Genomic DNA, 20,298 nt, shown 5'->3' on the forward strand with positions numbered 1-20,298 from the left:
CTTAAACCCCCTGCTCTTCATTAATGAAGAGCCGCACATCAACAAAATGACCCGTTACCGCAGCCGCAGCCGCCATAGCCGGACTGACCAGATGAGTTCGACCACCAAACCCCTGACGACCTTCAAAGTTACGGTTAGATGTGGAAGCACAATGCTCACCGGCTCCCAGCTTGTCGGCATTCATGGCCAGACACATGGAGCAACCCGGCTCACGCCATTGCAGACCGGCGGCTGCAAAAACTTTATCCAACCCTTCTTTTTCTGCCTGCGCTTTTACCAGACCAGAGCCCGGAACCACCAGGGCTTCCTTCACCGTGTCAGCTACCTTTCGACCTTTTACGACAGCAGCCGCCTCTCGCAGATCTTCAATACGGGAGTTGGTGCAGGAACCAATAAAGACCCGATCCACCGGAATATCCGTGATCGGCATACCTGCGGTCAGTCCCATATATTCCAGGGCTCTTTCGTAACCTTCCGCATCCGTCGGGGAGGGTACGTTAGCATCCACAGGCAGCACCATTTCCGGAGAGGTGCCCCAGGTTACCTGAGGCTTGATATCGGCGCCGTTTAAAACCACCACCTGATCAAAAACAGCATCAGCATCGGAGTGCAGATCGGCCCAGGCGGCTACTGCCTTGTTCCAGAGTTCACCTTTGGGGGCAAAGGGACGACCTTTGACATAATCCACCGTGGTCTGATCAACCGCGACCATGCCTGCACGGGCACCGGCTTCAATGGCCATATTGCAGACGGTCATTCGACCTTCCATGGTCATGGCACGCAGAACATCGCCCCCGAATTCTATGGCAAAGCCGGTGCCGCCGGCGGTTCCAATCTTCCCGATAATGGCCAGAACCACATCTTTAGGGGTAACACCCAACCCCAGCTCACCGTCAACACGCACCAGCATGTTCTTCATTTTTTGAGCAACCAGACACTGGGTTGCCATCACGTGTTCCACCTCGGAGGTGCCAATACCGTGGGCCAGGGCACCAAATGCACCGTGAGTCGAGGTATGGGAGTCCCCGCACACCACGGTCATACCCGGCAGAGTTGCGCCCTGCTCCGGACCGACCACATGAACAATCCCCTGCCGGGTGTCCATCATATCGAACTGGACGATATCGAAATCCTGGCAATTCTCATCCAGTGTTTTGACCTGAATTTTAGAGATAGGATCTTCAATACCGTCAATGCCGGTTTTGCGCTCATTCACCGTGGTGGGCACATTATGATCAGGCGTTGCCAGGTTGGCATCAATTCGCCAGGGTTTGCGGCCAGCAAGACGCAGGCCTTCAAATGCCTGAGGGGAGGTGACTTCGTGCAGCAACTGACGATCAATGTAGATCAAAGAGGAACCATCGTCCCGTTGACGAACAAGGTGGCTGTCCCACAACTTGTCGTAGAGTGTCTTACCTGCCATAGCTGAATCCTCATCATGTGCTTTCGTTTACGGGTATCCTAGAACGACAAAATAGATTACTCAAATTCATCTTTTTCATGCTATTAATAACCATCGGTTATCATTTATTGACGCCCTGCAGAAAACAGAACGATGGACATACCCAGCCTTACCGCATTTCTGACCGTTGCCGAGAGCAACTCTTTCTCTCTGGCGGCAGAAAAGCTGCATTTGACCCAGCCAGCCGTCAGCAAGCGCATTGCTACCCTGGAAAGCCAACTGGATACCCAGTTATTTGATCGCATCGGTCGACAGATCAACTTAAACGAAGCCGGACGTATACTTCTGCCCAAAGCCCGGCAAATGCTCGAATTGATGAAGGATTCCCGACAGCAAATCAACAACCTGAAGACCCAGGTAAAAGGCCCGCTGGCCATGGCCACCAGCCACCACATAGGCTTACGCAGGCTGCCTGGTATTTTAAGGGAATACTCCCGTCGCTATCCGGAGGTTAAACTCGACATTCGTTTTGTCGATTCTGAAGTGGCTTACGACATGCTGAGCCGGGGTGAAATTGAACTGGGTATTGTAACACTGTCTCCTGATAACCCGGATCGTTTTCAATCCCATCGGGTCTGGCATGACCCGCTGATTTTCATGGCGGCCAAAGACCATCCCTTAGCCGGCCTGAAAAAAGTCAGCACTCAACAGTTAAGTGAACATCAGGCGATTCTGCCCAGTTCAAATACCTTCACTTACCAACTGGTTCGTAAACTGTTCGAAGAAGAAGGCTTGTCTCTGCAAACCGCCATGTCTTCCAATTACCTTGAAACCATCCGGATGCTGGCCGCCATTGGCCTGGCCTGGACCATTTTACCCGCGTCAATGCTGGATGATGATCTCGTTGCCCTGAAAACACAATGCCATACACCTTCACGAAACCTGGGTTACATCACCCACAGGGAACGAACCCTGTCCAATGCCGCCAGTGCGTTTCTGGATCTGCTGAATCAGCAGGCTGACTGACCATTGCTATTTGGGTCATTGCTATTTGGGTCATTGCTATTTGGATCATTGCTATTTGGATCATTGTTATTCGCAGACTTGTTCCTATAATAGTGCCACTACCTTTCATTGAATTGATGGAGTGCTCTATGTTCAAGGCACTATTGCTGGAGCAGGATGGCAAAGCCACTGTCTCTTCTGTCCAGGAACTGGACGACAGTCGTTTACCACAGGGGGAGGTGACGGTAGCAGTCGAGTATTCTTCTCTGAACTACAAGGACGGTCTGGCCATCACCGGCAAAGGCAAGATCATCCGCAACTTCCCTATGGTTCCGGGCATTGATTTTGCCGGCACCGTCATCGATTCCAACAACCCTGAATTTTCCGAAGGCGACAGCGTTATTCTCACCGGCTGGGGCGTGGGTGAAAACCATTGGGGTGGTATGGCCGAAAAAGCACGGGTCAAAGCCAGCCAGCTGGTAAAAATGCCAAAGGGACTGGACAGCCAGAAAGCCATGATGGTCGGTACAGCCGGTCTGACAGCCATGTTGTGCGTGATGGCCCTGGAACAGTCTGGTGTCACACCTGAAAAAGGTGAAATTCTGGTCACCGGTGCCAGTGGCGGTGTGGGAACCACTTCTGTCACCCTGCTGGCAAAACTGGGTTACCACGTTGTTGCGGTATCAGGCCGTCCTGAAAACGCCGACATGCTGGTTAAGCTGGGGGCCAAAAAGATTCTGTCAAGAAGCCGTTTTGAAGAACCGGCCCGGCCACTGGACAAGCAAATGTGGGCAGGTGCCATTGATACCGTTGGCAGCAAGCTGCTCGCCAAGGTGCTCTCGGAAATGAACTATGGCGGTACTGTTGCCGCCTGTGGGCTGGCAGGAGGCTTTGATCTTCCGACGACTGTCATGCCATTTATTTTAAGGGGCGTGAACCTGCAGGGCGTTGACTCCGTGATGTGCCCCACAGAAAAACGCACCCAGGCCTGGGAACGACTGGTTAAACTGCTACCAGAAGATTTTTACAACTCAGCCTGCCAGGAAGTTGCCCTGGAAGACATTGCCCAATACGCGCAAGCCATCACCGTGGGTAAGGTGACCGGTCGTGTGATCGTAAAAATCTAACTCTGTCGTTTTTATAACCTGTTGTCATGGCAGAAATTTATGAGCAAGAACATTCAGGCCAGCCAGTATTAACCCTTAATTACTTCGAACCTGTTAAGTGCAATAGTTCGGATCTTTACTGATTGAACTGAAATTAACATGAATGTCCGCCCCGTTCTGTTCGTCATAGGCCTGTTCCTGATAGTGTTGTCAGTGCTGATGCTACTGCCAGCCCTGCATGATTTCGTCATTGGCGAGGAAGGGGTTTATTCATTCGGCCTGTCAGCCCTGATCACACTGCTGGCAGGCGCACCACTTTACTACTTTTGTCGTGTACCGGTGTTCAGTCTGAAGCCCAGGCAAATCTTTCTGCTGACCAACGCCTCCTGGTTCACACTCAGCGCCTTCGCAGCCCTGCCTCTGTATATCCAACTGGATATCAGTTACACCGACGCATTCTTTGAAACCATGTCCGGAATTACTACAACCGGCTCTACCGTACTCAGTGGACTTGACCGGATGAATACCGGGGTTCTCCTGTGGCGGTCCCTGCTGCAATGGCTGGGTGGCATTGGTTTTATTGTCCTGGCTGTGGCGGTACTGCCTTTCCTGAAAGTAGGCGGCATGCGTCTGTTCCAGAGCGAATCTTCGGACTGGTCAGACAAAGCCATGCCCCGCTCAGGCAGCATTGCCAAGCGGATTGTTTGTATCTACATGGGTCTGACCGTTTTTTGTGCGTATCTCTATTTTCTGGGGGGCATGAATGGCTTTGAAGCCATTAACCATGCCATGACCACTCTCTCCACCGGAGGTTATTCAACGTCCGACAACTCCATGGCGCAATTTCAAAGCCCTTTTATTCACTGGGTTGCCACCGTATTCATGATTTTGGGGTCGCTCCCCTTTGTCCTGTTTGTGAAATTCCTCAGGGGCGACCCTCAATCACTGTTTAGAGATAATCAGGTACAGGCTTTTCTCAACTTCCTGATCATTCTCTGGGGCCTGTTCACGCTCTGGCTGTTTATGAACAGTAACTACTCACTGTTCAAATCCCTGACCCTCGTCGCCTTTAATACAGTGTCAGTGATCACCACCACAGGTTTCGCATTAACGGACTACACCACATGGGGAGGCTTTGCCGCCACCCTGTTCCTCTGCCTGACGGTCATTGGTGGCTGTTCAGGCTCCACCGCAGGCGGAATAAAAGTTTTCCGTTTTCAGATTGGTGCACGCCTGCTGGGGATCCAACTGAAACAACTGGCGCATCCAAGAGCCTGTTTTGTACAAACCTACAATGGCCATCAAATCAGCAGCGATATATTGAGGTCGCTGATTGCTTTCTGCTTCTTTTTCGCCCTGCTCACCACCATTCTCACCCTGCTTTTGAGCCTGCTGGGAGTCGATCTTGTCACCAGCCTCAGTGGGGCAGCGACAGCCGTTGCCAATGTCGGGCCGGGGCTTGGGGAGATTATCGGGCCAGCTGGTAACTTTTCATCACTGCCTGATACCGCCAAATGGTTGCTGAGTGTGGGAATGCTGCTGGGCAGGCTGGAAGTTATTACCGTTCTGGTACTCTTTACGCCAGCATTCTGGAAGGACTGACAAGCGGCCTGCAGGGCAGGCTGCTTGTCGAAAAACTGATGTAAATCAAATAGTATTTATCCATAGTCTTGTAGTATTCTTCGCCACTAACGAAAGCATTGAAAGCAGGCTTCAATCTATTTGATGCTTGATCAAATCAGCCATAAGCAGAAAGTGTCGTTTTTTTGAATCGCGAAAAACAGTCACTTCGAGAAGATGTGTATTCCTTGCCAATGAATGACAATCCTCCGTCGCACCTTATCAGCCTGATTCGTCAGCGCTCACATAGCAGTAGCAGCCAGACGGCTGTCCGTTTCTCTGAAAATCATCAATGGCAATCCATGAACTGGCAGCAGCTGGGCGCAAAGATCGATTCGGTTTCCCGCTCTCTGCTGACAGATAATCGGCCTGTACAAAGTAATATCGGGATCTGGTCACAGAACCTCCCTGAATGGACTATGGCTGACCTGGGCATTCTGCAAACACGCTGCGTCACTGTGCCCATTTACCCAACCAGTACTGCTGAACAGGCTCGTTACATTGTTGAAGACGCCGAGATTTCCACCTTGTTTGTCGGCGAACAGGAGCAGTTCGATGGCGCACTGAAACTACTGGACTCCTGTGAATGCCTGAACAAAATCATCGTATTTGACGCCCGGACTGATCTTAAAGACTGCAATCAAGCTGTGTATTTCAGTGACTTTATGGCCAGTGCCCCGGCTGAATCCGAATGCCTGGAAAAACGTCTGGAAAATCAGTCCCTGGACGACCTCTATACCCTGATCTATACCTCAGGTACCACCGGCCAACCAAAAGGCGTTATGCTGGATTACCACAGCATCGGCGCATCGTTTGAGTCACACGATCATCTGATTCATATTGATCACAATGATGTGTCCATAGCGTTTTTGCCCCTGAGCCATATATTTGAGAGAGCCTGGACTTATTACGTACTGTGCCGGGGAGCGGTTAACTGCTACCTGAAAGATCCGGCCACTATTGCCGACGCACTGCCCACACTAAAGCCAACGGTCCTCTGTGCTGTACCACGCTTCTTTGAAAAAATTTATACCGGCGTGAACACCATGATTCAGAAGGGCTCTCCGGTTAAACGCCTTATTTTCAAAGCGGCCATGAACGTCGGTCTCGCCACGATGGACTTGCAGCGTCAGGGCAAAACAGTGCCGGGTTATCAGGAAAGCCTGAACCAGCTGGCTGACAAAATGGTATTCAGTAAAATCAAGGAAAAGCTGGGCGGACGCATCCGTTTCATGCCCTGCGGTGGCGCCCGGCTGGATGATGAAATCAATCGTTTCTTCCACGCCCTGGGCATTAATGTCAAAGTGGGTTACGGCATGACCGAAACCACGGCCACTGTTACCTGCTTCCGTGATACCGGTTACCAGTTTGGCAGCTGCGGCACACCGCTTCCGGGTACTCAGGTTAAAATCGGACAGGAAGGCGAGATCCTGGTGAAAGGCCCGACCGTTATGCGCGGCTACTACAAAAAGCCTGAGGAAACAGCCAAAACCTTTGATGCTGATGGCTGGTTAAAAACCGGCGATGCTGGCCTGATCGATGAGACCGGCCAGCTGCGTATTACTGAGCGCATCAAAGAGCTGATGAAAACGTCCAACGGCAAATACATTGCCCCTCAGTACATAGAAGGCACTTTGGGTAAAGATCGGTTGATTGAGCAGGTTGCTATCATTGCCGATGCCAAAAATTATGTTTCTGCCTTGATTGTACCTGCCTTTGAAGCACTGGAAGAGTATGCCAAAAGCATTAACCTGAAATATGAAAACAAAATGGAGCTGATCCGCAATGCCGATGTCCAGGCCATGTTCCAGGACCGGCTGAACCATATCCAGGGAGAGCTGGCCCGATTCGAGCAGGTTAAGAAATTTACCCTGCTGCCCCGTGAATTCTCCATCGAAATGGGCGAGATCACACCGACTCTGAAATTGCGTAGAAAGATCATCATGGAACGCTTTGGCAAGGAAATTGAGGCCATGTACAAACCGGCCACGTCAGCCTCCTGACTTCCGGGCAGGCCATCCGCAAACAGGATGGCCTGTGATTTCGACGGTGGATCAAGAGTGGAAAGCCCTACTTGCCTGAACAACCGTAAATCGCCTATCCTTCGCCGCTTCAGTTTTATAAGCCTGTCAACAGACTCTTCATTCACCTAAAGGTTTAAAGTGCTCATGGAGCAATATAATTTCACCTATAACGACATCCATAACACCATTCGCGCTTGCGCAGAAAAGATTAAAGCCTCTGGGTTTGAGCCTGATTTCCTTCTGGCCATTGGTGGTGGCGGTCTGATTCCGGCTCGCATTATGCGCACCTACATTAACAAGCCGATTCTGATTGTATCCCTCACCCGCTACAGCGATGAGACTGGCACCGCCCCTTCAGATACGCCGGTCAAACTCCAGTGGCTGGAAACAGACATCAATCTGGACGGTAAAAAAGTGCTGGTCATTGATGAAGTCGATGATGAAAGGACGACTCTGGAGTTCACCCTGAACCACCTGTACGAAACGCATCCTGAAACTGAGTTTGCGGCATTCGTCGTACACAACAAACTGAAAGAAAAGAAAGGCACCCTGCCAGAGAAGCTTAGCCACTTCTTTACCGGTGAAGACATTCACGACCACTGGATTAACTACGCCTGGGATGCCAAAGACATTGATCAGTTTGGTAAAAACTAAGCGAACTACCGAGCCCGGTTAACGGGCTCGGGCAGGTCAGACCTGACCGGGAATGACCGGGGCAGGACTGACCACATCAGCATTCTGGGCTCTGTGACGCATCAGGTGATCCATCAGGGTAATCGCCATCATGGCCTGGGCAATGGGGACAGCACGAATCCCAACACAGGGATCGTGGCGACCTTTTGTCACCACTTCCACAGGTTCTCCCTCTACATTAATGCTCCTGCCAGGCATCGTCATGCTGGAAGTGGGTTTCAGGGCAATACGAGCAACAATATCCTGGCCTGAACTGATACCACCGAGAACACCTCCGGCAGAATTGGACAGAAAGCCTTCTGGCGTCAACTCATCGCGATGCTCTGTCCCCTTTTGGGCCACAGACTCAAAGCCATCACCGATCTCAACGCCTTTCACAGCATTGATGCTCATCAGGGAATGAGCCAGGTCAGCATCCAGCCGGTCAAACACCGGCTCCCCCAGCCCTGGCATCACACCCGTGGCCATCACGGTGATTTTGGCACCGGTGGAATTACCTTCACGACGCAAGTCGTCGATCAGTTGCTCCATGGCGGGCACTTTATCGACATCCGGGCAGAAGAAAGGGTTGTTGCCAACTTCATTCCAATCAACCTTGTCGATAGCGATGGTGCCCAGCTGGGACAGATAACCTTTAATTTCGATGCCCTGACTGGCCAGGTATTTACGGGCAATCGCACCCGCTGCCACACGCATCGCCGTTTCACGCGCGGAGGAACGCCCCCCGCCCCGGTAATCACGAAAACCATATTTGTGGGTATAGGTATAGTCAGCATGACCCGGACGGAAACGATCCATAATGTTGGAATAATCTTTGGAACGCTGATCGACATTTTCGATCAGCAGACCAATGGGCGTACCGGTGGTTTTGCCTTCAAAAACACCGGATAGAATCCTGACCTGATCCGGCTCACGACGCTGTGTCGTGTATTTGGAGGTGCCGGGCTTACGCAAATCAAGGTCTTTCTGCAGATCGGCTTCACTCAACGCTATACCCGGAGGGCAACCATCCACTATACACCCCAGGGCAATACCGTGGGACTCACCGAAGGTCGTAACCTTGAACAGCTGGCCTATGCTGTTACCTGCCATTTTGACTTCCCCTAACGTTCGTACATTGTTGCTCACGACCAGTAAACAAAGGCTGATACTTACGGCAGTTCTCAGCATCCAGTATCAGAATGCCGTGCCCACCGGATTGAAACTCTGGCCAGATAAACGGCACTTCGGGATACTCTTCTCTCAGAGCCCAATGGCTGTTGCCTACTTCCAGCACCAGCAGACCCTGTTCATCCAGAAAGTCCGCAGCACGAGCCAGAATAACCCTGGCCATATCCAGACCATCTTCCCCCGCAGCCAGGCCGAGTTCCGGCTCGTGGCTGAACTCATCCGGAAAATCTGCCATATCGTCAGCGTCCACGTAAGGTGGGTTACTGACAATTAACTGATACTTTGGTCTGTGCGGGGCATCATCAATGGCTTCAAAAAGATCAGAACGGATGGTCTGAACCCTGCCCCAGAGTTCATGACGGTCGATATTGATGGCAGCCACTTCCAGGGCGTCTTCCGAAATATCCAGCAGATCAACCGTAGCCTGTGGAAATTCATGAGCCGCAGCAATACCGATACAACCGGAACCGGCACAAAGATCCAGAACCTTTTCAACCGGGGTATCCACCAGCCAGGGTTGAAACTGTTGCTGAATCAGCTCGGCAATCGGCGAACGAGGCACCAGTACCCGCTCATCGACATAATAAGGCTGACCACAGAACCAGGCCTGATTAACCAGGTAAGCCAACGGCTTGCGTTCTAAAACCCGGCGCTCAATCAGTGCTGCCACCTGCTCCCGCTCAGCCAGGGAAAGGCGGCAGTCCATATAGGATTCAGGCAACTCCCAGGGCAACTGCAAAACCTGAAACACCAGATGAAACGCTTCGTCCAGGGCATTGTCACTGCCATGCCCGAAAAACAGTTCAGCTTCGTTAAATCGTGATGCTGCCCAGCGAATAAAGTCCCGGATACTGACCAGACCATCATAGGGCTTGCCGACAGGCATCTCACTGATTTCAGTCACACTCTCTCCTTAGGGGGGAAAAATCGGGATCGCCCCTGTAAAACCGGCATTAAGGTAGCATATTCAGACACCGGCGAAGAACCATTTTTTCGGACACTTTATTCGCCGCCATTCGCCGCCAAAAGCAGGAGGGATCAATCTGCTACCGGTATTGTCAAATCACCATAGAGGGTAGAATACCGCTATTACCCGTTTAGAGATGAGCCCGGAACAATGACCGAAGACGATAACAACGATCAGGAAAGCCTGTTTAAGGAGGCCATGACAGGCGTGCGACCATTAAAGAAAGTCAACCGCTCTGCTGAACTCAGGAAACCGCCTACCAAGGTGCCGGAAAGCACCCTCAGGGCCCGTCGGCAAGCCGCCCAGATGGAAGACAAACCCGGCGGCGCTGCGCTTTCAGAATCCTGGGTGGAACCCATAGACCCGGAACAAAAGCTGGATTACAGCAGACCCGGCATTCAACACACCCGTATGCGTCAATTACGTCAGGGATTGCTGCCGATCCAATATCAGCTGGATCTGCACGGTTACAAGATTGAGGAAGCCAGGGAACTGATTTCAGAGTTTCTGCTGTTCTGCCGTAATGAGGGTATGCAGTGCGTGCGAATTATCCATGGCAAATCCCACCGCAGCATCAATCGCCAGAACACCCTGAAAAGCCATGTTAATCACTGGCTGCGACAGCTTCCTGAAGTACTGGCATTTTGTTCGGCACCGCCTTCAGAAGGTGGTACCGGATCGCTGCTTGTGTTGCTCAAGAGGAAAGCTAGATGACTCTGTTAAGCACCAAAAGTCATTGCTTTTATAACCGGCTTTTTACGAAGATGATGAACAACAACAGCACCTATATGACCAAAAACTAATGCCGCAAGAGTCATACAGGTGACCCGATGAATACTATGAAAAATGCCGGTTACTTCTTCGCTACTAATAAAAGGACCAAGAGAAAGCAGTCCAAATAGATCAATCGGCCTTTCCATCATCAATAGTCCTGTTACAAGAACGATGGCAATATTGGTATAAAGTAAAAAGTGCCCTATTTCTGCAGGAAGGCTGTCGGTTTCATTTTTAGGCTTCCCTTTTACCAATCGAACCATTACACGGAGTATGAAAAAAGGAACAAAGATCGCTGTTATAGCAACATTAAAATAACCAATCATACCTTCAATATGACTGGGAAGTGCAGTAAAAGCCACCAGAAAGCCACTGATGGTAGCCCAAAGGATAATAACGGCGGAAAACCAGTGCAACAGGACAGAAGCCGGATGATATCTATTCATAAATCAGATCAGAATTAAGTTTATAAAGGACACCAGAAATTAAAAAAACATTTCCGGTGACCTTCTTTATTAATCAAAGTCAGTTATATATTGACTCAGATTTCTTCCCACATGCAGGCAACACCAGGCTCTTGACCAGGCTCGGCATACCATGCCGCTTCCCAGTTTTTACCCCCATGAGATACCTGTGAACCACCTTCATAAGGCAGACCTGAATTCCATGGGTGGATGCCTGGAGTAACATTCTTCCAAACATCTGCAACACCTGGCTCTTCACCGGGGTTCTGATACCATTGAGCTACCCAGCTAAAGCCATTATGTTCAACCTGTGACCCTTGGGCATACTGAACCGCCGGATCCCAGTGCCCTGCTGGTACAGGATCTTGACCCTCAATAATATCTAAGGTGTACATAGTATCAACAGGAGCCCATACACGGTTCTTGTAGATATTCGCCGGATCAAAATTGATGCTTCGCTCAACCTCATTCAAAACACCGACATCGACCTGCTGGTCGTAGTGCAGGTTGATATCATCACCCAGTTCAACAGCCCACTGACTGATGTCCTGATTGTTTTGAGTGATTGGCATAGAGTAATCAATAACGGCAGAACCGTCGTTCGTTTTAAGCAGCCTGAATCTTACGGTATCACCCGCCTCAACGACTTTGGCGTGAGAAGGGTTGACAAAAGCGCCCAAATCACCCACAGCAACCTTTTCACCAGAATCATCGCCGCCATCAACGTTATCGTCAGAACCACCCTCGTCAACATCGCCGTTACCGTCCATAGCGTCTTCAGAGAAAGCTATATCGGAAACGTTGTAGAAACCCTCACCAGCGGAATCAATTCTCTGCCAACGAACTAAAATGACACCAGTACCTTCCCTGCCTTCCGGTATCGTAACGTCCATGAAGTAGGCTTTACCATCATCAGTTTTTTCAGGTTCTATTTCGTCATATTCTGTCAGCAGCTCAAGATCATCCCAGCTGATCTGCTCAGATGCCGAGTCAAAACCAGGTTTCGAGATGTAGATTTTCCAAAAATGACCTGCATGAGCAGCTGTAGTGGCGAATTCCAGCTTATAGGTTTCTCCGGGCTTCATAAGGGTTTTCTGCCAGTGCTCAGAAACAACATTCAAACCTGCAAAAGGAGGGTTATTAGCTCCAGCAATTGTACCATCAGGAATTGCCGCTTCTACAGCCTCCTGATTCTCGTAATCTTCAACATTGTGAGATACGCCGTTGAAATTATCAAAAAGATGCTCACCGGATGCATCAAGCGCTGCCTGACAAGCTGCATTTGGAACAGGTGGATTCCAGTGCCCCCCTTGCTTACCACAAATGTAAGCCCTTGACGCTGGGAATTCAGTCCAGCCATGAGCCATTACCTGACTTGAAACTATAAGTGCTGTGCTACACGCTAAAAGTGACAACTTATGTTTAAGCATCGTTAGTAAACTACTTCTCGTTATGTTGATGTGGACAAGAAATGGCAGACTAATACACGCCCATGCGCACAAAAATAAGAAATACCACCTGCGTGGAATATTTTTTTTAGGTATTTATTCAATAAACGACAATGGTTTTACATACAGATCACATAAATTTTATCTATTAACGTCATAGGTTTTATCTATTACTTCCCATGACAACAACCTTACAATTCACAAAGATATACCTCTGTTTCTTTACTTTTCCTTTAAGGCGTTACCCTTAAACCATCTGCCTATCGATGAATTTAAAAGAATATTCTGGCAGACTGTGCATCTAGCTTGATAGCTTAATTATTAAGCAGATATGTTCCTTTTTCTGGAGGCTTAATGTCGGAACTCTCTCAGGACTTCGCTCACTCACCCGTACCGGAATCATCCAGAAAAGGCTTTTGGCCCATTCTGGTGGTTATGGTGGGGTTCACCTTTTTCTCGGCCAGTATGTGGTCGGGTGGAACGCTGGGCCAGGGCCTGAATTTTTCTCAATTTCTGATGGCGGTGACGATTGGCAACCTGCTGCTGGGATTTTACACCGCCGGGCTGGCCTACATTGGCAGTAAGTCAGGCCTTTCTACCCACCTGCTCACTCAATATGCGTTTGGTCATTACGGTGCCAAGCTGACCTCCCTGATTCTCTCTTTTACCCAGGTTGGCTGGTTTGGTGTCGGTGTTGCCATGTTTGCTCTGCCCGTCAACAAGGCGACCGGTATAGACGTCAATACACTGGTACTGACCTCCGGCGCGCTGATGACACTGACAGCGTTTTTTGGTTTCAGGGCACTGAGCATCCTGAGCTTTGTGGCTGTGCCCGCCATTCTGATTCTGGGCGGCTTTTCCATATCAGATGCCGTTAATGAAGCAGGTGGGCTGTCTGCCCTGTTCGGCCTTGAGCCAAAGGAATCCATGGGTTATGCCGCAGCCATCAGTATCTGCGTGGGCTCATTCATCAGTGGTGGCACACTCACTGCCGACTTCACCCGCTTTGCCAAATCACCCAGAGTGGCAGTATCGGCCACCCTCATCGCTTTTTTCCTGGGCAACACTCTGATGTTCACCTTCGGCGCTATTGGTTCAATGGTCTATGGCCAGGCCGATGTCTCTGAGGTGATGTTTATCCAGGGCCTGATTCTTCCCGCCGTCATTTGTCTTGGCCTGAATATCTGGACGACCAATGACAATGCTCTCTACGTCTCTGGCCTGGGCTTTGCCAGCATCACGGGAATGAGCAAAAATCTGATGGTGGTGATCAACGGGACACTGGGCACCCTGTTCGCCATCTGGCTCAATAATAATTTTGTCGGCTGGCTGAGCCTGCTGAACACGGCACTCCCACCCATTGGTGCCATCCTGCTGGCTGACTATATCTTTGTGAAAAGAGGCCAGTACCGGGAGTACCGGCCAAATTCATTTATCGGGGTGAACACTTCGGCCATGATTTCCTGGCTACTGGGTGTTCTTGCTGCTTCTTACCTGCCGGGTATAGCGCCCCTGAACGGTGTGCTTGTCGCTTCTGTCTGTCATGTTATCTTTGAGAAGACAGCCCTCTTCCAACAAAAACAGGATGGAGTGAATCATGCGTCTTGAGAATGTGCACCTGCATCAACAGCAAGGCCTGTTTGATATTCTTTTTGATCAGGGCAGAATCCTGAGCATCACCACCGCAGGTACACAACGACTGCCCAACACTGACAGCTTTGATGCCGGTGGTAAGCTGGCACTGCCTCCCTTCATTGACCCTCATGTTCATTTAGATACCTGCCTGACTGCCGGTGAACCGGTATGGAATTGCAGCGGCACCTTGTTTGAAGGCATTCAAAACTGGTCTGAGCGCAAAAAAAGCCTGACTCACGACGATGTCAAACAACGAGCCAGAAAAGCCCTGACCTGGTATATAGGCCAGGGGGTTCAGCATGTTCGCAGTCACGTCGATACCACCGACCCAAGTCTCACCGCCGTCCATGCGTTACTTGAGCTGAAAGAAGAAGTGCAGGGGCTGATTGATATTCAACTGGTGGCCTTTCCCCAGGAAGGTATCCCCTCATTCCCTAAAGGTGCAGAACTGCTGGAAGAAGCCATGAAGCTGGGCTGTGATGCCGTAGGCGGTATTCCCCATTTTGAATACACCCGTGAATATGCCCTGGACTCTCTCAAGACTGTTTTTGATCTTGCCCAAAAATACGACAGCCTGATTGATATTCACTGCGACGAGATAGACGACGAACAATCCCGATTCGTTGAGACCGTTGCCTGTCTGGCCCTGGAACGCAATATGGGCCAGCGTGTGACCGCCAGTCATACCACTGCCATGCATTCCTATAACAACGCCTATGTGGTGAAACTGATGCGCCTGCTGAAACGCTCAGGCATCCACTTTATTGCCAACCCGGTGACCAACCTGAACCTTCAGGGGCGAATGGATACTTACCCGAAACGTCGGGGTATTACTCGTATTCCAGAACTGCTTGAAGCGGGTGTCAATGCCTGCTTCGGCCAGGACGATATTGTTGACCAATGGTTCCCTATGCAGGGCTGCAATATGCTGCAAGTGTTGTTTACGGGTCTTGTGGGATGTCAAATGACCGGGCTGGACCAGATCAACCGAGGCATTGATCTGATTACCACCAACAGCGCAAAATGCCTGAATATTCACGATCAATACGGAATCGAAGAAGGGAAACCCGGCAACCTGATCCTGCTGGACTCCGAGACAGTGTTTGATGCCATCAGACGTCAGTCAGTGGTAACCCACTCTTTCCGAAACGGCCAGCTGATTGCTGAAACCAAACCTGCCGAGGCAGCCATCAGGGCTAATCATTCGCTCTCCGGGAAAATCGATTATTCTTTCAATCCCCAATAGGCCAACTCGTAACAGCCTCTCGAATAAAAGAGAGGCTGACTCTTCTCAGCCTTACTTTAAACCTGTGGAAACCTGCGGAAATCTGTTACTCAGAACAGACGGTTCAAACCATCCAGAGCGGCCACACGGTAAGCTTCTGCCATGGTGGGATAATTAAAGGTGGTATTGAGGAAGTAACGAATATTATTGGCCTCTCCCTTCTGGGACATGACGGCCTGACCGATATGAACGATCTCCGATGCCTGGTCACCAAAACAGTGGATACCCAGTACTTCACCAGAATCACGGTGGAACAGAATTTTCAGCATACCTACGATTTCGCCGGTAATCTGAGCCCGGGCCAACCTTGAGAAGAAGGCTTTACCCACTTCATAGGGTATCGCTGCCGCGGTCAGCTCTTCTTCGGTTTTCCCCAGCGAGCTGATTTCCGGGATGGTATAGATACCAGTCGGGACCTCGTTGACAAAACGCCACTGACCGGCATTTTCTATGTTACCTGCGGCAGATCGGCCCTGGTCATAAGCGGCACTGGCGAGACTGGGCCAACCAATAACATCACCCGCGGCATAGATATGATCGATCTCTGTCTGATAGTTCTCATTAACAGACAACTGTCCCCGACTGTTGGGTTTCAGGCCGATCAGCTCAAGGCCCATATCCTGAGTGTTGCCCGTTCGGCCATTAGCCCACAGAAGAATGTCCGCTTTCAGTTTCTTGCCTGACTTCAGGTGCATCACCACACCGTCGTCCAACGCTTCGACTTTCTGGTACTCCTCATTGTGACGGATGATGACGTTCATTTTCCGCAGCTGATAACCCAGGGCATCGGAAATCTCTTTATCCAGAAAAGAAAGTAGACGATCACGGGTATCCACCAGATCCACCAGCACACCCAGACCGGAAAAAATAGAAGCGTACTCGGAACCAATGACACCGGCTCCATAAATAATCATCCGACGGGGAGTGTTGGTTAGCTGAAGAATAGAATCACTGTCGTAAACCCGTGGATGGCGGAAGTTAACATCGGCAGGCTGGTAAGGGCGAGAACCAGTGGCAATCAGGACATTGGCACCATGAAGCTTTTCGACATGACCATTTTCCTGCTGAACCTCGATAGTATGCTCATCAACAAAAGAGGCATGACCAAAATAAAGATCAATCCGGTTACGGGCATAATACAGGGTGCGGGACTGCACCTGCTTCTGAATAACCCGTTCAGCTGTTTTCAACACTTTCGGGAAACTGAACCAGCGGGGCTCGCCAATCTCACGAAACATGGGATTGGTGTTGAAATCCATGATCTGTTTGACAGAGTGCCGCAGAGACTTGGAGGGTATAGTACCCAGATGAGTGCAGTTACCACCTACAAACGCATTTTGTTCAACCACTGCAACTTTCTTGCCCAGCTTGACAGCGTTCATCGCTGCCCCTTCACCTGCTGGCCCGGAACCCAATACCACCAGATCGTAGCGACTTACGCCCATCCTTTAACCCCCTCAGTCCAGGCAGCACTGCAGCAGACATGATCCGGGTAAGCGGAAATCCATGATACTGCAACGCTTCCTTATTTTTATTCATTTTACCGGAGGCCATTCATGATCTTTTTCAGGAATGGCCTCTATAAGATTCAGTGCCAGAGACTTAATCAAGCCTTCTTTACAGCCTTGTCGGCAGTGGCATCGTAAAACAGATGTTCCATATCCTTATGCTGACCTTCAGAGAAAGGATCTTTCTTGTCTCCTCCTCCGCAGATCATGCAGCCATCCTTCAGGCCGAGAGTACTCAAACCACCACAGGAGCCCTTGATCGGCTTGTTGGCGATAATAACGCCAATGGCCATCAGGGCGATCAGTCCCAGAAAGGCTCCAAATGTAATCAGCATCAGTGTCATGATTTTACCCTCCTGACTCAACGCCTGTATCGAAACGTTTAATAAGTACGCTGTCGTTTGATGGCAGCGACTATCACAACTACCATCGCAGCCTGACGTCCTGACTATGACTCAATGCTGTTTTGGCAGATAAGGTTTGAATGCATCACTGCTGACCGCTTCATAGCCGTTATCTGTATGATAGGTGAAATAGGCTGCGATTCCCTCTCTGTTGGCCAGCTTCAGGCCTTCTTTATCACCTAACACCATAAACATAGTCGCCAGCGCATCGGCTTCTGCAACATTATCCTCGATCACGGCCACCTCAGCCAGACGTCCCATCTCGGGATGCCCGGTTCGTGGATTGATCGTATGGGAATACTTCTTGCCGTCCACTTCAAAATAATTCAGATAATCACCCGATGTCGCCATGGCCTTGTTTTCCAGCTCGACGATCAGGGCAGGCTGACTGTTCGCCATAGCCGGACCACGGATGCCTAACTTCCAGGGAGCGCCGTCCGGCTTTGGCCCACCGACTTTGATCTCACCACCGATTTCAACCAGATAACTGTTAATGCCCTCTGACTCCAACAAAGCAGCCACTTTATCGACACCGTAACCTTTGGCGATGGAGCTGAGATCGACAAAGACGTCTTTGGTTCGGGTTAACAGATCATTTCGGGTGTCTGCGACAATCGCCTGATAACCCACTTTCGCTTGAGCTGCGGCAATCTCTTCATCAGAAGGAAGCTCCGCCGGATAGTTATTCATCATCCATTCTACAAACTCCGGAGCGTTCTTATCACCGGAATCAGACGATGCTTTTTTACTTTCTGTGGGTTGCCCGCTGGCCTGAGCAGGGCCAAACCCCCACAGGTTTACCAGTGGCCCCACCGTCACATCGTAAGCACCATTGGACATGCGGGAAACCACCAGGCTTCTTTCAACAAGATCAACCAGCTCATCCGAAGCCTTGAACGGTTTCCCGACTTCGGCGCGGTTAAATTGCATCAACTCGGAGTCTTCACGGTAGGTAGACATGCTGTCGTTGATCGCTTCCAGCAGCTTATCCACCTGCTTTTTAACATTCTCTGTTGAATGGGAGAAAGGGGTTGAAACGTAAGTAATACTGTAGGTAGTGCCCATGGTTTCACCCTTTATCTGCTTCAGGGTCGGGCGCAAAGACCAGGCGTAAAAGCCAGCAGCGAGAAGAATTAAGCCGATCAACAGTGACCGCTTGTAGGACTTGGACAACAACCTGATCTCTCCCGTAGAAGCTGGAAATGCCATGATGGCACTTCCAGAGTTCGCTCAAGGGGGCGCAGTGTACCACCGGGAGTGGTGAATCGTCATCCGTAGAGAGTACCAGCCTTGTTAGAGCTCATCCCTTGGATCCTGTTCATTCACCACCTCAGCAGTAAAAGAATGGAAATAATTTATTCCGGTTAATGGATAGTTCAAGCCTTCCAGCTTATCGGGCCGGGTGTAGCTGGCAGACACTTTTTCCCACTGGCAGTGTCTGGGCTCTATCCAGGCGCCTTTTTTCCAGGCTTCCCCAGAGGTCAAACCGGTATTGCATTGATAGACATACTGCCCGAAGCCTTCGAAATCTGCTTCTGCAGAAAAGATAGTGCCTTTTTTCATGCTGATCATATGATGATGGGCATAGCGTTTACCCCTGCCTTTAGTAACCGGCAGGAGATCAGAATCATCCTGAAGGTCATGAGTCACTCTGAATGTTTTGGGATAACCATCTTCAAGCAGCGGTGGTTCTTTGCCGTCCAATATTTTTGAACTCACCCTTTTTCCCCAGGCACCAATATAAGCCATGCTAACCGGTTCTACGGGGTATCGAACAACCACCAGCTGGTGATGCTTGCCTCTGAGCACCATGGAACGGGTATAAGGGTCAACATTGAGGCCGCTGAAGTCTCCTCTCAAAGAGTTATTCTCGCCCACTACGTGTATGCCTTTTTCATCATCCGTTATAAAGCGGACTTCACCAAACTGTACCAGACCATCCCCTTTCGCATTGATCGGTTCGTCCTGAATATCGTACCAACGGCTGTCAGGCTCGCCACCATTGAGTGTAAGACTTTGCAGGAGTGGCCTGGAGTAATGACTATCCCGTTTCTTCAGATTTCTTTCCATGACACCCAGCACATGAAAAGTTCCTTTTTTATCCTGGTAAATATCTAAACCGGTCATGGGTTTGGAGTGATCAACCCCCATCCGGTCATCTCCCATGGGAAGATAGGTTTCGTCTTTCCAGCCCGGAACGGTCACCAGTTGCTGCTTGTCGATGTCGATGATAAAAAGATTTCCATGCTGGGCGGCAAATAACCAGTTTTTCTTATAGCGCTGATTAAATTCGGCACTGTGGGCGAGATAAACAGGCGAGTTGGCATAGGGAAATAAGAGATCAAGATTGGGGGATGGAGACGCTACCGAGAAAAGCTCCTGACCGTCAGCCGCAACAAACACCCAACCGTTTGAACAACCAAAAGCAAACCGGTTATTTCCCAGGGGCTTATGAAAGGTGCTCAGGCTGTGGTGATGAGCCAGGGTCATGCTGGTCAGGGGGATATTGGTAAATTCATTCATCAGACAACCGGGAAGGTTGCCATTAAAAACCGTTTTCCATGCGTTGCTGCCTGCCCTGCTTTCAACAACAACGGCGTTACCGTTACTGTTAACAGCTCCAAGCTGAAACACCATGGTTTCCCCAGCTTGTGAATTCAGTGAGCATACCATCGCGACGGATGATAACAGCAGTGTCTTAAGTGTCCGGATCATAAAACCTCCATATCAGGGCGGTGAATACCACCACTACTAAATAGTTAGAAGTTTGACTCAGCAAACCGCCAAGAGTTC

The 20,298-nt window shown here is 50.2% G+C and carries 17 protein-coding genes; 8 read left to right on the plus strand and 9 right to left on the minus strand.

What is annotated here, in order from left to right:
* Nucleotide 1: 1 nt before the first annotated feature.
* Nucleotides 2–1,423 carry a 3-isopropylmalate dehydratase large subunit gene (gene leuC / locus K7B67_RS12005; RefSeq protein ID WP_252176118.1) on the minus strand — a complete coding sequence of 474 codons (1,422 nt, stop codon included), beginning with the start codon at nt 1,421–1,423 and terminating at the stop codon, nt 2–4.
* A gap of 132 nt (nt 1,424–1,555) precedes the next feature.
* Between leuC and K7B67_RS12010 the strand changes: the two genes are divergently transcribed.
* The 5 genes from K7B67_RS12010 to K7B67_RS12030 all read left to right on the plus strand — a co-directional run bounded on the left by K7B67_RS12010 (nt 1,556) and on the right by K7B67_RS12030 (nt 7,811).
* Nucleotides 1,556–2,428, plus strand: coding sequence for a LysR family transcriptional regulator (locus K7B67_RS12010; protein WP_252176119.1), 873 nt, complete (start codon nt 1,556–1,558; stop codon nt 2,426–2,428).
* Between the two features lie 128 nt (nt 2,429–2,556).
* Nucleotides 2,557–3,534 (plus strand): MDR family oxidoreductase, encoded by a 978-nt coding sequence (locus tag K7B67_RS12015; protein WP_252176120.1) that lies wholly within the window; start codon nt 2,557–2,559, stop codon nt 3,532–3,534.
* A gap of 138 nt (nt 3,535–3,672) precedes the next feature.
* Nucleotides 3,673–5,115, plus strand: coding sequence for a TrkH family potassium uptake protein (locus K7B67_RS12020; RefSeq protein ID WP_252176121.1), 1,443 nt, complete (start codon nt 3,673–3,675; stop codon nt 5,113–5,115).
* A gap of 164 nt (nt 5,116–5,279) precedes the next feature.
* The gene (locus K7B67_RS12025) at nt 5,280–7,136 is read left to right on the plus strand and encodes a long-chain fatty acid--CoA ligase (RefSeq protein WP_252176122.1); all 1,857 of its coding nucleotides are present in this window, start codon (nt 5,280–5,282) and stop codon (nt 7,134–7,136) included.
* Nucleotides 7,137–7,301: 165 nt separating this feature from the next.
* On the plus strand, nt 7,302–7,811 hold the full coding sequence (locus K7B67_RS12030; protein ID WP_252176123.1) for a phosphoribosyltransferase: 510 nt from the start codon (nt 7,302–7,304) through the stop codon (nt 7,809–7,811).
* Between the two features lie 36 nt (nt 7,812–7,847).
* Here the strand turns inward: K7B67_RS12030 and aroC are convergent, their stop codons facing one another.
* A complete protein-coding gene (gene aroC, locus K7B67_RS12035; protein WP_252176124.1) occupies nt 7,848–8,942 on the minus strand; it encodes a chorismate synthase in 1,095 nt (364 codons plus the stop codon).
* A complete protein-coding gene (gene prmB, locus K7B67_RS12040) occupies nt 8,932–9,924 on the minus strand; it encodes a 50S ribosomal protein L3 N(5)-glutamine methyltransferase (RefSeq protein WP_346658232.1) in 993 nt (330 codons plus the stop codon). Before prmB ends, aroC begins: the two co-directional genes overlap by 11 nt.
* Nucleotides 9,925–10,137: 213 nt before the next feature.
* Between prmB and K7B67_RS12045 the strand changes: the two genes are divergently transcribed.
* Nucleotides 10,138–10,701, plus strand: coding sequence for a Smr/MutS family protein (locus tag K7B67_RS12045; protein ID WP_252176125.1), 564 nt, complete (start codon nt 10,138–10,140; stop codon nt 10,699–10,701).
* Between the two features lie 5 nt (nt 10,702–10,706).
* Here the strand turns inward: K7B67_RS12045 and K7B67_RS12050 are convergent, their stop codons facing one another.
* Nucleotides 10,707–11,207, minus strand: a complete 501-nt coding sequence (locus K7B67_RS12050) for a cytochrome b/b6 domain-containing protein (protein WP_252176126.1) — start codon at nt 11,205–11,207, stop codon at nt 10,707–10,709.
* Between the two features lie 95 nt (nt 11,208–11,302).
* Nucleotides 11,303–12,655, minus strand: a complete 1,353-nt coding sequence (locus K7B67_RS12055; protein WP_252176127.1) for a lytic polysaccharide monooxygenase — start codon at nt 12,653–12,655, stop codon at nt 11,303–11,305.
* Nucleotides 12,656–13,027: 372 nt separating this feature from the next.
* On the opposite strand from K7B67_RS12055, the gene codB reads away from it, so the two are divergent.
* Nucleotides 13,028–14,281 (plus strand): cytosine permease, encoded by a 1,254-nt coding sequence (gene codB, locus K7B67_RS12060; RefSeq protein ID WP_252176128.1) that lies wholly within the window; start codon nt 13,028–13,030, stop codon nt 14,279–14,281.
* The gene (gene codA, locus K7B67_RS12065; protein ID WP_252176129.1) at nt 14,271–15,554 is read left to right on the plus strand and encodes a cytosine deaminase; all 1,284 of its coding nucleotides are present in this window, start codon (nt 14,271–14,273) and stop codon (nt 15,552–15,554) included. The genes codB and codA overlap by 11 nt, the downstream gene beginning before the upstream one ends.
* A gap of 89 nt (nt 15,555–15,643) precedes the next feature.
* Here the strand turns inward: codA and sthA are convergent, their stop codons facing one another.
* The 4 genes from sthA to K7B67_RS12085 all read right to left on the minus strand — a co-directional run bounded on the left by sthA (nt 15,644) and on the right by K7B67_RS12085 (nt 20,142).
* A complete protein-coding gene (gene sthA / locus K7B67_RS12070) occupies nt 15,644–17,038 on the minus strand; it encodes a Si-specific NAD(P)(+) transhydrogenase (protein WP_252176130.1) in 1,395 nt (464 codons plus the stop codon).
* Between the two features lie 161 nt (nt 17,039–17,199).
* Nucleotides 17,200–17,445 carry a (Na+)-NQR maturation NqrM gene (gene nqrM / locus K7B67_RS12075; RefSeq protein ID WP_252176131.1) on the minus strand — a complete coding sequence of 82 codons (246 nt, stop codon included), beginning with the start codon at nt 17,443–17,445 and terminating at the stop codon, nt 17,200–17,202.
* A 111-nt stretch (nt 17,446–17,556) separates the two neighbouring features.
* Entirely contained in the window at nt 17,557–18,714 is a 1,158-nt protein-coding gene (locus K7B67_RS12080; protein ID WP_252176132.1) for an FAD:protein FMN transferase, read from the minus strand.
* 84 nt (nt 18,715–18,798) lie between these two features.
* A complete protein-coding gene (locus K7B67_RS12085) occupies nt 18,799–20,142 on the minus strand; it encodes a hypothetical protein (protein ID WP_252176133.1) in 1,344 nt (447 codons plus the stop codon).
* Nucleotides 20,143–20,298: the final 156 nt, after the last annotated feature.

Source organism: Endozoicomonas sp. 4G, assembly GCF_023822025.1.
Taxonomy (GTDB): domain Bacteria; phylum Pseudomonadota; class Gammaproteobacteria; order Pseudomonadales; family Endozoicomonadaceae; genus Endozoicomonas_A.